Source organism: Streptomyces sp. NPDC091972, assembly GCF_044756385.1.
Lineage (GTDB): Bacteria > Actinomycetota > Actinomycetes > Streptomycetales > Streptomycetaceae > Streptomyces.
Window position 1 is genome coordinate 23,942 of sequence record NZ_JBIVSV010000007.1, and the last position, 12,914, is coordinate 36,855.

The window sequence follows — 12,914 nt, forward strand, 5'->3', positions numbered from 1 at the left end:
CCAGCCCCCACCCCCCGCCCCGGACCGGTTCGAGCAGCAAGCAGCCGTGGGTTGGGGTCCTCATCGATGTCCTTCCGGGTGTGCCGGTCCGCAGAGCGTTCCGTCCGCCCACCCTCCGCGTGCGGCATCCCCACGCCCTTGCGGCAGTGGGGAGCACCACCCGGCTCCGGCTCCCGACGCCGTCCCAGGGGCGGCTCTCCAAGTCGGGGCGGGAGAGGGGAACGTTCGGATTGCGCCGCGGGTTTTCCTCGCTCACCCGCCCGGTCGCCGTGCTGACCATGACGTACTCACCTTCGAGGTCCGCCCGCACGGGCGAGACCTGGGGCGCTCCCTCGGGACCGGGGCTCGCGAAGCGCCAGGAATTCGGTGCCGGTGGACGCTCGCGAATATGCCCCTCTACCTTGCCATTCACTTCGTGCTCGAAGATCACATTTCGTTCCGGGCATCCGCCCGACCCCCGGTGCCGCGCTCGCCGCCGCTTCCGCACCGCCCGCGGAGGATCTACGACCAGCCCGAATGCGCGCGCGAAACCGTAGGTTCCTACAATCCGTGTTCCTGGCCGAACAGACCGTAGTCACCGGCCGTTCGCTTCCCTAACTTGTGGGCCGTGCGCCGACCCCCAGCCCTGCCGAACCAGCCCGGACCGCCCTTCGACAACCTCACCGCCCGCAGACTCCGTGCCGCCCTCGGCATGGGGCCCGAGCACGTGGCCTACGGGCTGCGCGTCTCGTACGGGCTGCCCTACGCCACCCCGGATCTCGTCATCGCCTGGGAACGCGGGACCGTCTGCCCGACCAGTCCGGAACTCACCGCCCTGGCGGGCGTGTTGTGGTGCTCCCCCGGTGAACTCATCGGCCGCCCCCGCACCCTGCGCGAACACCGCGTGGCGCGCGGCATCGCCCCCGAGGACGTCGCCCGCGCGGTGGGGCTGGAACTGCTCGCCTACCTCAGCATGGAGGAGCACGACGAGTGGCGCGGCACCGACCGCCAGTCCGCCGCCCTCGCCGACCTGCTGGAGCTGACCCTGCCGGACTTCGTCGCCGTGACGGGGCGCGAGAAACGGCTCGCCGAATGCCTGCGCGGGGCGGTCAGCACCCGCTGGCAGGCCTACGTACGCCAGATCGCGAAGATCGTGCCCCTGGACCGGCGCCTGGTGGAGGAGACCCTCGTGGATCTGCACCGGCAGTACCAGGGGCAGATGGTGTCCACCCTGAGCTGGGGCGGGGGCGGCGAACGCTCCGGCCAGGCCGGCCAGGAGTTCCTGGACGAGATCGTGGAGCGGTTCTGGGACGCGGTCGAGGGGCGGCCGTAACCACCGCCGCCCCGCCCGGCCCGGCCCGTCAGGCCCAGGAAAACAGGTCTAGAAGACCGACTCCGCCTCGTCCATCCGGTCCTTGGGGACCGTCTTCAGCTCGGTGACCGCCTCGGCGAGCGGCACCATCACGATGTCGGTGCCCCTGAGCGCGGTCATCCTGCCGAACTCGCCCCGGTGCGCGGCCTCCACCGCGTGCCATCCGAAGCGGGTGGCGAGGACCCGGTCGTACGCGGTGGGTACGCCACCGCGCTGGACGTGCCCGAGGATGACCGGCTTGGCCTCCTTGCCGAGCCGGCGCTCCAGCTCGTACGCCAGGGCGGTGCCGATGCCCTGGAAGCGCTCGTGGCCGAACTGGTCGATCTCGCCCTTGCCGTAGTCCATGCTGCCCTCGGCGGGGTGGGCGCCCTCGGCGACGCAGACCACGGCGAACTTCTTGCCGCGGGCGAAGCGCTCCTCGACCATCTTGACCAGGTCGGCCGGGTCGAAGGGGCGCTCGGGCAGGCAGATGCCGTGGGCGCCGGCGGCCATGCCGGACTCCAGGGCGATCCAGCCCGCGTGCCGGCCCATGACCTCCACGACCATCACGCGCTGGTGGGACTCGGCGGTGGTCTTGAGGCGGTCCATGGCCTCGGTGGCCACGCCGACCGCGGTGTCGAAGCCGAAGGTGCGGTCGGTGGACGAGATGTCGTTGTCGATCGTCTTCGGGACGCCGACGACCGGGAGGCCCGCGTCGGACAGCATCCGCGCGGCCGTGAGCGTGCCCTCGCCGCCGATCGGGATCAGCGCGTCGATGCCGAACTCGTGGATCATGTCCGAGGCGTTCTCGCACGCCTCGCGCAGCCGGTCGCGCTCCAGGCGGGAGGAGCCGAGGATGGTGCCGCCGCGGGCCAGGATGCCGCTGACGCTGTCCAGGTCGAGGGCGCGGTAGCGGCCGTCGAGCAGGCCGGAGTAGCCGTCCTCGAACCCGATGACCTCGTCGCCGTAGTTGTCGACCGCGCGGTGCACGACCGACCGGATCACGGCGTTCAGGCCGGGGCAGTCGCCGCCTGCGGTGAGAACTCCGATGCGCATCGTGCTGTGTCTCCTGCTCGCTGTTGATACCGGTGAGCCAGGTCCGATTCTTTCACGTCCCGCACAGCCCCGTCGCATCCGGTGCTGACGGGCGCCTTATCCATCGATCGGGGTATTGTCAAGAGGGTTTCCGCTCACCTAGGTGGGCGATTTTCATGACAGCGACTTTTCCGAAGGCGACGGAACGGAGACCACGCGTGACCCGCAGCGTGTACGTGACCGGGATCGACCGCGGCGACGGCCGCCAGGTCGTCGAGCTGGGGGTCATGGAGCTGCTGACCCGGCAGGTCGACCGGGTGGGGGTGTTCCGGCCGCTGGTGCACCACAGTCCCGACCGGCTCTTCGAGCTGCTGCGCGCCCGCTACCGGCTCTCCCAGGACCCGGCCACCGTCTACGGCCTCGACTACCACGAGGCGTCCGCGCTCCAGGCCGAGCGCGGCACCGACGAGCTGGTCTCCACCCTCGTCGACCGTTTCCACCTGGTGGCCCGCGACTTCGACGTCGTCCTGGTCCTGGGCACCGACTTCGCCGACACCCAGCTCCCCGACGAACTCGCGCTCAACGCCCGGCTCGCCAACGAGTTCGGCGCCTCCGTGATCCCGGTCGTGGGCGGACGGGGACAGCAGGCCGAGTCGGTGCTCGCGGAGACCCGCAACGCCTACCGGGCCTACGACAGCCTGGGCTGCGACGTCCTCGCCATGGTCACCAACCGGGTGGCCCGGGAGGACCGCGAGGAGATCGCCGAGCGGCTGCGCGGCCGGATGCCGGTGCCCTGTTACGTCGTACCGGACGAGCCCGCCCTCGCCGCGCCCACGGTCGCCCAGATCGGCCAGGCGCTCGGCGCGAAGGTCGTGCTCGGCGACGACTCCGGGCTCGCCCGGGACGCACTGGACTTCGTGTTCGGCGGCGCGATGCTGCCGAACTTCCTGAACGCCCTGACCCCGGGCTGCCTCGTGGTCACCCCGGGCGACCGCGCGGACCTGGTGGTCGGCTCGCTCGCCGCGCACAGCGCCGGCACCCCGCCGATAGCCGGGGTGCTGCTCACCCTGAACGAGGTGCCGAGCGACGAGATCCTCACCCTCGCCGCCCGCCTCGCCCCCGGCACCCCGGTGCTCTCGGTGCCCGGCAACAGCTTCCCCACCGCCGCCGAACTCTTCGCCCTGGAGGGCAAGCTGAACGCGGCCACCCCGCGCAAGGCGGAGACCGCGCTCGGTCTCTTCGAGCGGTACGCGGACACCGCCGAGCTCGCCCGCCGGGTCTCCGCGCCGAGCAGCGACCGGCTCACGCCGATGATGTTCGAGCACCAGCTCCTGGAGACGGCCCGCTCCGACAAGCGCCGGGTCGTGCTCCCCGAGGGCACCGAGCCGCGGGTGCTGCACGCGGCCGAGGTCCTGCTGCGCCGGGGCGTGTGCGACCTCACGCTGCTCGGCCCGGTCGACCAGATCCGCAAGAAGGCCGCCGACCTCGGCATCGACCTCGGCGACTGCCGGCTGATCGACCCGGCCACCTCGGAACTGCGCGACGCGTTCGCCGAGAAGTACGCCGCCCTGCGGGCCCACCGGGGCGTCACGGTCGAGCTGGCCTACGACGTGGTCTCCGACGTGAACTACTTCGGCACGCTGATGGTCCAGGAGGGCCTCGCCGACGGCATGGTGTCCGGGTCGGTGCACTCCACGGCGGCGACGATCCGCCCGGCCTTCGAGATCATCAAGACGAAGCCGGACGCCGACATCGTCTCGTCGGTCTTCTTCATGTGCCTCGCCGACAAGGTGCTGGTGTACGGCGACTGTGCGGTGAACCCCGACCCGAACGCCGAGCAGCTCGCCGACATCGCCATCCAGTCCGCCGCGACCGCCGCGCAGTTCGGCGTGGAGCCGCGGATCGCGATGCTGTCGTACTCCACCGGCACGTCCGGCTCGGGCGCCGACGTCGACAAGGTGCGCGAGGCCACCGAGCTGGTACGGCAGCGGCGGCCCGACCTCAGGATCGAGGGTCCGATCCAGTACGACGCCGCCGTCGAGCCGACCGTCGCCGAGACCAAGCTGCCGGAGTCGGACGTGGCCGGACAGGCGACGGTGCTGATCTTCCCGGACCTCAACACGGGCAACAACACCTACAAGGCCGTGCAGCGCTCGGCCGGCGCGATCGCCGTCGGCCCGGTGCTCCAGGGCCTGCGCAAGCCCGTCAACGACCTGTCCCGGGGCGCCCTCGTCTCGGACATCGTCAACACCGTCGCCATCACGGCGATCCAGGCCCAGACCCCGACCACCGGCCCCGCCTCGACGGCCTCGACCGCTTCGACCGCCTCGACCGCTTCGACAGAGAAGGCTTCCGCCCAGTGAGCGCCACCCGCGTCCTCGTCCTCAACTCCGGCTCCTCGTCGGTGAAATACCAGTTGCTCGACATGCGGGACAGCAGCCGGCTGGCGGCGGGGCTCGTCGAGCGCATCGGTGAGCGGTCCTCGCGGCTGAAGCACACGCCGCTCGCGACCGGCGGGGACAGCCGTGAGCGGACCGGCGCGATCGCCGACCACGACGCCGCCCTGAAGGCCGTCGCGGAGGAGCTGGCGCAGGACGGGCTCGGCCTGGACTCCCCCGAACTGGCCGCCATCGGGCACCGGGTCGTGCACGGCGGCAAGGCCTTCACCGAGCCGACGGTGATCGACGAGGCCGTGCTCGCCGAGATCGAACGGCTGATCCCGGTCGCCCCGCTGCACAACCCGGCCAACCTCACCGGCATCCGCACCGCGCGGGCGCTGCGCCCGGACCTGCCCCAGGTCGCCGTCTTCGACACCGCGTTCCACACCACCATGCCGGAGTCGGCGGCGCGCTACGCGATCGACGTGGAGACCGCCGACGCGCACCGCGTCCGCCGCTACGGCTTCCACGGCACCTCGCACGCGTACGTGTCCCGGGCGACGGCGGAGCTGCTCGGGAAGTCGCCGGAAGAGGTGAACGTGATCGTGCTGCACCTCGGCAACGGCGCGTCCGCGTCCGCCGTACGGGGCGGACGCTGCGTGGACACCTCGATGGGGCTGACGCCTTTGGAGGGGCTCGTGATGGGTACGCGCTCCGGAGACACGGATCCGGCCGTCATCTTCCATTTGGCGCGCGTTGGCGGAATGTCCATCGACGAAATCGACACTCTTCTCAACAAGAAGAGCGGACTGGTCGGCCTCTGCGGTGACAACGACATGCGGGAGATTCGGCGCCGGATCGACGAGGGGGACGAGCGGGCCGCGCTCGCCTTCGACATCTACATTCACCGTCTGAAGAAGTACATCGGCGCCTATTACGCCGTTCTCGGTACGGTGGACGCGATCGCGTTCACCGCCGGGGTCGGCGAGAACGCGGCGCCGGTGCGGGAGGCCGCCGTGGCGGGCCTGGAGACCCTGGGCCTGGCGGTGGACCGCGAGCTCAACGCCGTACGGAGCGACGAACCGCGGCTGATCTCGCCCGCCGACGCACGGGTGAAGGTGGCCGTGGTGCCGACCGACGAGGAACTGGAAATCGCGACGCAGACCTACGCGCTGGTCGGGCGGGATTGATTTCGGTTCCGTGCCTGGCGACCGAGCGGTAACCCAGTTGAGCGACGTTCCGCCCATTTGTATCTTCCGCCAGACGGAATATTCCGCAGCGAAACAAACCGATAGGATCGCCCCATGCGCCGTTCGAAAATCGTCTGTACTCTCGGCCCCGCGGTCGACTCCCACGAGCAACTGGTCTCGCTGATCGAAGCCGGCATGAACGTGGCCCGTTTCAACTTCAGCCACGGCTCGCACGCCGAGCACCAGGGGCGGTACGATCGCGTCCGTGCCGCCGCCAAGGAGACCGGCCGGGCCATCGGTGTCCTCGCCGACCTCCAGGGCCCGAAGATCCGCCTCGAGACCTTCGCCGAGGGTCCGGTCGAGCTGGAGCGCGGTGACGAGTTCGTCATCACCGTCGAGGACGTCCCCGGTGACAGGACCATCTGCGGGACGACCTACAAGGGCCTGCCCGGTGACGTCTCCCGCGGCGACCAGATCCTCATCAACGACGGCAACGTCGAGCTGAAGGTCCTGGACGTCGACGGCCCCCGGGTCAAGACGATCGTCATCGAGGGCGGTGTCGTCTCCGACCACAAGGGCATCAACCTGCCCGGCGCCGCCGTGAACGTCCCGGCGCTGTCCGAGAAGGACGTCGAGGACCTCCGTTTCGCGCTGCGCATGGGCTGCGACATGGTCGCGCTGTCCTTCGTCCGGGACGCCAAGGACGTGGCCGACGTCCACCGCGTGATGGACGAGGAGGGACGCCGGGTCCCCGTCATCGCCAAGGTGGAGAAGCCGCAGGCGGTGGACAACATGGAGGACGTCGTGATGGCGTTCGACGCCGTCATGGTGGCCCGTGGCGACCTGGCCGTCGAGTACCCGCTCGAGAAGGTCCCGATGGTGCAGAAGCGCCTAATCGAGCTGTGCCGCCGCAACGCCAAGCCGGTGATCGTGGCGACCCAGATGATGGAGTCGATGATCACCAACTCCCGCCCCACCCGCGCCGAGGCCTCCGACGTGGCCAACGCGATCCTGGACGGCGCGGACGCGGTCATGCTGTCGGCGGAGTCCTCGGTCGGCGCCTACCCGATCGAGACCGTGAAGACGATGTCGAAGATCGTCACCGCGGCCGAGGAGGAGCTGCTCTCCAAGGGCCTCCAGCCCCTCGTCCCCGGCAAGAAGCCCCGCACACAGGGCGGTTCGGTGGCCCGCGCGGCCTGCGAGATCGCCGACTTCCTCGGCGGCCGCGGCCTGGTGGCCTTCACCCAGTCCGGCGACACCGCCCGCCGTCTGTCGCGCTACCGCGCCCAGCAGCCGATCATCGCCTTCACGACGGACGAGAACACCCGCAACCAGCTGGCTCTCAGCTGGGGCGTGGAGTCCCACGTGGTCCCCTTCGTGAACACCACGGACGAGATGGTCGACATGGTCGACCAGGAGATCGCCAAGATCAACCGCTTCAACCCGGGCGACACCGTCATCATCACCGCCGGCTCGCCCCCCGGCGTCCCGGGCACGACGAACATGCTCCGGGTGCACCACATCGGCGGCGCGCAGTAGGCCTTTCCCGTACGACACCGAGGGCGCTCCCTGTGAGGGGGCGCCCTCGGTGCGTGTCACGGCAGTTCGCGGGCCACGCGCTCCCACTCCTGGACCTCGCCCCAGCGGGGGTGGTCCGCGAGCAGCCCGGCCAACGGCCGTACCGGAGCGAGCAGCCGTCGGATCATCCGCAGCGCCATGATCTGTTCCCGGTCCTGCTCCCGCCAGTGCGGGGCCGCGCGGGCTGCCTCCGAGGGGGACATGGGCATGGAGGCCAGCGCCCTCTCCAGCACGGCCGCCGGTTCCAGCAGGGGGACGCCCTCGCGCGGCCCGACGTGCTGGAGCAGCCAGGACCTCAGGTGCAGGTCCCGCAGCAGCCACTCGCCCCGCTGCCGCCCGGTCGCCCGCTCGGCGCCGGCCAACAGCACCGCCCACGCCCGTCCGACGGCACGCCACTGGTCGTCGGTGAGCCCGGCCGGCCCGGACGGATCGTCCTGGAGCCGGGCGGCGAACTGCTGGGCCGCGGCCATCCACTGGCTCACGTCCCCATCGACCGCGGCGACGCCCGGCGCCGACCAGAGGCGCACATGGCCGTCGAGATCGAGCCGGAACAGGTCATCGAAGACTCCGGTCACGGGAACACAACCCCAGCCGCCTCGAAGAGCTCCCTGCCGAGCTGCTCGGCTCCGCCGCCCGGAGCCCAGAACGGGTCGCCCTGTTTGAGGAAGGGACTGCCCGGAGGGACGGTCTTTCGCGCCAGATGGGCCGTTCCCGTGCCGCAGGGGTCGTTCCCCGCGGCTGTGCCCCGCCGGGGCCGGCCCGGCGGGGCACAGTCTTTCTGCGGCTCCCGGAAGGGTTCGTGAAGGGGCCGGTCAGCCCTCGCTGTACTGGTGCATCCCGGGAATGGTCAGGGTCCCGCCGTACTGGGCGGCCTGCTGGACCGTGACGTTGGTGAAGTAGATCAGGGGGATGTTCAGCGGCGGGGGGCTGTCCGGGCTGAACGTGACCGGGATCAGCCCCAGCAGGTTGCCGGAGATGCTCTCGGTGTACATCGTCGTCTTGCCACCGGTGATCTTCGACGTCGTGCCCTTGCCCGCCTGCACGTGGTACGTCTTGCCGCCCTCGGTGACGATCTGGTGCAGGTCGCCGATGTCGGTGCCGCCGGACACGACGTACTTCAGGACCTTCTTCGTCGTGCCGCTCGCGGTCCTGACCTTGACGACGCCCTGGTAGTCGGCGCCCTTGAGGGTGAGCGAACTGGCCTTCAGGGTCCAGGCCTTGTCCGCCACGGTGATACCGGGCTCGGTGTCGCCCTCCTCGTCCGTGGCGGCCGGGCAGTCCTCCGGGTCGGTCGTGGAACTCGCCGAGGGGCTCGGGGAGGCCGTGGCGTCCGCCGCCGCCTCCTCGGCCGCCTTCGCGGTGTCCTGGACGACCTTGGTGGTGTCCTCGGCCGCCTTGGACGCCGTGCCGGTCGTGTCCTTCACGGTGTCCTTGACCGTGTCGGTGACCTTGTCGGCCGTGTCCTTGGCGGTGTCGTCCGCGCCGTTGCCGGCGCTGTCGTCCGCGCTCTTGGACGCCGAGGCGGAGGGGGTCGGCGTCGGAGTGGCGCCGGCCGAACCGCTGGAGCCGGAGCCGCCCGTGAAGATCCCGGTGAGCGCGTCGCCGATGTCCGTCAGGAGGTTGCCGTCGTCGCTCGCGGAGGCCGACGGGGACGGTGTCGCCGTGGCGGTGCCGGAGTCCGCGGAGTCGGAGGAGGAGCTGCTCTCCTGCTTGGTCGCGGAGGCGGACGGCGTGGGCGTCGGCGTGGCCTCGTCGTCGGAACCTGAATCCGACGAAGAGGAACCGTCCGAACCCGAGCCGGAGTTGGAGCCGGACCCGGAGGACGCCGACGGGGACGGTGTCGCCGTGGCGTCGGGCGAGGAGCTCGCCGAGGCGGACGGGGAGGCGCTGCCGTCCAGCGCCGCGATGCAGTCCTTGTACTCGTCCGCCGTCAGGCTCTTCGCGGTCGGCGCGTCGTCGGCGAGGGCGAGCGTCGGCGTGAAACCTATGCCCATGAGAACGGCCGTCGGCATCGCCGCCATGGCTATCGCCTTGCCGGCCGGCATGTGGAACCTGTTGAACAGGGGCTTCTTGGGCGCCGCGTGCCGGGGGCCGGTTCTGACCTCCGCGGCGACCGCGCGGCCCTCGCCGGAGAGGTTCTCAGCCGACACGGTACCCCCCGTTCGCGTCGTCGCCGCCGGCCCAGGCGTTCTCGGGCGTCCGGTCCGACGATCCGTCCCGGCCGTGCTCCGGCGCCGGGTACGCGGCTCCGGGCTCGTCCCCCACCGGCTTGAGGATCGCGGTGTCGGGGTCGGCGGCCTGGGGCGCACCGCCCTGCGTCCCGTCCTCGTCCAGCGGCTGCGGCCGGGGCGGCACACCGGGCGCCCAGGAGACGGCGAGCGCACCACCGATCAGCGCGAAGAGGAAGCCCAGGATGAAGCCGCCGATGTTGGAGACCACCAGGGACACCAGGGAGAGCACGATCGCTGCGACCCCGGCGAAGATCCGTGTGGCCTGCTGGAACCACATGGTCAGACCCAGCGTGAACAGCAGTACGCCGATGATGAGGGAGCCGGCACCCGCGGTCGTCGCCATGGCGATCGACATGGTGCCCAACTTGAGCGTGGCGTACGGGAAGTAAGCGATCGGCAGCCCGCCGAGCAGGGTGAACAGGCCCGCCCAGAACGGCCGGTTGCCCCGCCAGGCACGGAATCGCAGACGCAGCCGGGTGAAAGTCCCGACGCTCTGGACCGGAGTCTCGGCACTCATGGAAAAAGCTCCCTGGGTCCGGTTGAGGTACATACCGACTTGGCCGTACGCACGGAAAGCCGGAAAGTCTGAGTTTGTCGTCCGCCGTCGGCCGTCGGACCCGGCAGGCGGGGTGGAGAGGCACAGCCTCTCCACCCCCCCCCCTTGTCAGCTCACGACCGAAGTCGTCAGAAGCACTCCATCTTGGCGTCCGTACCAAGGCGCATCGACAGACCGCTGAGCTTGAAGGTGCCGGCGGTGGTGGCCCACGCCGTCTGCTCCACCTTCGTGAGATCCGCCGACTCCGCCTGCTGGGCGAAGCCGCCCGGCAGCACGTTGTCACCCTGCTTCAGCTCGGGACCCCTACCGCCCTTGCTCTTGGCGGTGTCCTGAGCAGCAACACCGATGTCGATGTTCTTGAACGTCGCGTTGGCGTCGAGCTGGGCGACGTCGATGTAGAGGTTCTCGGCCTCGACCTTGTGGTCCGCGTCCGGGCCCGCCTCAAGACGGAGGTACACCGTCTTGCCTATGAGCGGGATCTTGGTCGCGACCGACTGGCACATGTTCGTGATCTGCGCCGTCCTGAACGACGAGATCGCGACCGGGTGCACCGCCGACTTGTCCTTGCCGTCGGTCGACGTGTAACCCGTGTCGATACCGCCGTACTGGGCGAAGCCCTGGCCCTCGAGGTGTCCGGCGGACACCTTGAACTCCTGGCCGGACACGCTGAACGACGCGGCGAGCGCACCCTGCGCAAGCCCGACGCCCACCGCGGCGGCCGCGGCGACGCTGGGCACCATGACCACAGCGAACCGCTTCCATCTGGTCCCGCCACGCACCTGGGACTCCATATTTCCTCCTTCTCGGACGTACATCTCCTGACCCTGACTGCCCTCTCGAAAGGACGGCTCAGCCGGGCAGGGATGGGAGAAGTGCTACGTCCTCGGGAAGGAGAGCGCCCGCACTCGGAGGCGCGAACCGCGCACCGATCACCGGCGATCACCCCCGAGCGACAACCACTGGTCGCGCCTGACACGCATCACGCACAACCTTGCTGGACAGGCTTCGCCGGATGGGCGAAGACCCCCCCTGTCCGAGAGCCGGCGCACCTGCCGCCTGCTCTGCTCGGTGGGGACCCACGGATTCCCGCGGCCCGACCGGCTGTCGGGGTACGGGAAAGGACCGAGCGTCGCCGATCGTGGTGCATTCTCGCCGCCCGCACAAGGGGCTTCGTTACTCGGTAGTAACGGCCGGATAACCGAACAACGACCCGCTGGTCTCGGTCGGCGACGCTGGGTGGCAGAGAGGGGGAGGACAAAGCAGTTGATCGATGGACAGAATCCGACAGATCAACGGCGGTGACTTACTGGAAGTAACAGCGGCCGCGATTACCAAGTTTTGGTAAAGCGCGGCCGCAGTGACACCCCGACGACAGATCTTTCACTCGGGCAACACAGGCCGGGGCGTTTAGCAACTGGTCAGAACCGGCCCGGCGCCCCGCTCGGTTCCCGCCCTCAGAACAGGGCCCGGGACAGCGCCCTGCGGGCCGCCGAGACCCGCGGATCGTCGGCCCCGACCACCTCGAAGAGCTCAAGGAGCCGCAGCCGTACGGTGTCCCGCTCGTCCCCCGCCGTGCGGCGCACGGTGTCGATCAGCCGCCCGAACGCGTCCTCGACGTGACCGCCGACCAGGTCCAGGTCGGCGGCGGCGATCTGCGCCTGCGCGTCACCGGGCCTCTCGGCCGCGTCCTTGCGCGTCTGCTGCGGGTCGAGCGACTGCACCCGCTGGAGCAGTTCCGCCTGGGCGAGCCCCAGTTTGGCCTCCGAGTTGCCCGGGTCGTCGCTCAGCACGTTCTTGTAGGCCTGCACGGCCCCGCCGAAGTCCCCGGCGTCCAGGGCGCGTACGGCGGCTTCGAGGAGTGCGTCGTAGGGTCCCGCCGGCACCTCGGCGGGCTGTGCGGCGGCGCCCGGCCGGGCGTCCGGGTCGACGGTCAGGCCGGTCAGCCCGAAGCGCTGCTCGGCGACCTGCACCAACTGGTCCAGGGTCTGCTGGATCTGCTCCTTGCCGGCCGCGCCCTGGAAGAGCGGCAGGGCCTGTCCGGCGACGACGGCGAACACGGCCGGGATGCCCTGCACCCCGAACTGCTGCATCAGCATCTGGTTGGCGTCGACGTCGATCTTGGCGAGGAGCAGGCGTCCGTTGTACTCGACGACGAGCTGCTCCAGCACCGGGCTCAGCTGCTTGCAGGGCTCGCACCACTCGGCCCAGAAGTCGATGACGACCGGGACCTCGGTGGACCGCTGCAGGACATCGCGTTCGAAACCCGCCTCGTCTACGTCGATGACGAGATCGGCCGGGGAGACGGCACCCGGGCCGCCGCCGTGCCGGGCCGCTTCGGCGCGGGCCTGCTCCGCCTTCGCCTTGGCCTCCTGGGCCGCTTTCACCGCGGCGAGGTCGACGACTCCGCTCATGGACATGTTCCGTGGCTGCATGCGTCTATCCTCCCCCGTGCGCGCGCGTCTGTGAAAAGCGCTGTGAAAGCCGGTCGTGCAGCGCGGTCCTGACGCCGGGTCCCCACCCCACGCCGTGCGCACCGTCGCCCGCGTACGTCCGTCACGAGCTTTCGCTACGAGTCGTAGCGTAATGGCACCGAGTGCCCACCCGGTACCCCGCCCC

The 12,914-nt window shown here is 70.4% G+C and carries 10 protein-coding genes; 4 read left to right on the forward strand and 6 right to left on the reverse strand.

What is annotated here, in order from left to right; all coding sequences use genetic code 11:
• Nucleotides 1-607 precede the first annotated feature (607 nt).
• Nucleotides 608-1,312: a helix-turn-helix domain-containing protein gene (locus ACIQJT_RS21515; RefSeq protein WP_402645769.1), complete on the forward strand. Its 705-nt coding sequence runs from the start codon at nucleotides 608-610 to the stop codon at nucleotides 1,310-1,312.
• A 48-nt stretch (nucleotides 1,313-1,360) separates the two neighbouring features.
• Here the strand turns inward: ACIQJT_RS21515 and ACIQJT_RS21520 are convergent, their stop codons facing one another.
• The gene (locus tag ACIQJT_RS21520) at nucleotides 1,361-2,386 is read right to left on the reverse strand and encodes an ATP-dependent 6-phosphofructokinase (RefSeq protein WP_365465452.1); all 1,026 of its coding nucleotides are present in this window, start codon (nucleotides 2,384-2,386) and stop codon (nucleotides 1,361-1,363) included.
• Nucleotides 2,387-2,583: 197 nt separating this feature from the next.
• Between ACIQJT_RS21520 and pta the strand changes: the two genes are divergently transcribed.
• From pta to pyk, 3 genes are all read left to right on the forward strand, one after another.
• On the forward strand, nucleotides 2,584-4,728 hold the full coding sequence (pta, locus tag ACIQJT_RS21525; RefSeq protein ID WP_402645773.1) for a phosphate acetyltransferase: 2,145 nt from the start codon (nucleotides 2,584-2,586) through the stop codon (nucleotides 4,726-4,728).
• Nucleotides 4,725-5,933 carry an acetate kinase gene (locus ACIQJT_RS21530; RefSeq protein WP_365465458.1) on the forward strand — a complete coding sequence of 403 codons (1,209 nt, stop codon included), beginning with the start codon at nucleotides 4,725-4,727 and terminating at the stop codon, nucleotides 5,931-5,933. The genes pta and ACIQJT_RS21530 overlap by 4 nt, the downstream gene beginning before the upstream one ends.
• A gap of 114 nt (nucleotides 5,934-6,047) precedes the next feature.
• A complete protein-coding gene (pyk, locus tag ACIQJT_RS21535) occupies nucleotides 6,048-7,472 on the forward strand; it encodes a pyruvate kinase (RefSeq protein WP_365465461.1) in 1,425 nt (474 codons plus the stop codon).
• A gap of 56 nt (nucleotides 7,473-7,528) precedes the next feature.
• Here pyk and ACIQJT_RS21540 read toward each other — a convergent pair whose 3' ends face one another.
• From ACIQJT_RS21540 to ACIQJT_RS21560, 5 genes are all read right to left on the reverse strand, one after another.
• The gene (locus ACIQJT_RS21540; protein ID WP_402645776.1) at nucleotides 7,529-8,086 is read right to left on the reverse strand and encodes a hypothetical protein; all 558 of its coding nucleotides are present in this window, start codon (nucleotides 8,084-8,086) and stop codon (nucleotides 7,529-7,531) included.
• Nucleotides 8,087-8,323: 237 nt separating this feature from the next.
• Complete coding sequence (locus ACIQJT_RS21545) at nucleotides 8,324-9,661, reverse strand: hypothetical protein (RefSeq protein WP_402645777.1); 1,338 nt, start codon at nucleotides 9,659-9,661, stop codon at nucleotides 8,324-8,326.
• Complete coding sequence (locus ACIQJT_RS21550) at nucleotides 9,651-10,259, reverse strand: DUF6114 domain-containing protein (RefSeq protein WP_402645780.1); 609 nt, start codon at nucleotides 10,257-10,259, stop codon at nucleotides 9,651-9,653. Before ACIQJT_RS21550 ends, ACIQJT_RS21545 begins: the two co-directional genes overlap by 11 nt.
• 167 nt (nucleotides 10,260-10,426) lie before the next feature.
• Nucleotides 10,427-11,089 carry a DUF6230 family protein gene (locus ACIQJT_RS21555; protein ID WP_365465473.1) on the reverse strand — a complete coding sequence of 221 codons (663 nt, stop codon included), beginning with the start codon at nucleotides 11,087-11,089 and terminating at the stop codon, nucleotides 10,427-10,429.
• Between the two features lie 663 nt (nucleotides 11,090-11,752).
• Entirely contained in the window at nucleotides 11,753-12,730 is a 978-nt protein-coding gene (locus tag ACIQJT_RS21560) for a tetratricopeptide repeat protein (protein WP_365465476.1), read from the reverse strand.
• Nucleotides 12,731-12,914 lie beyond the last annotated feature (184 nt).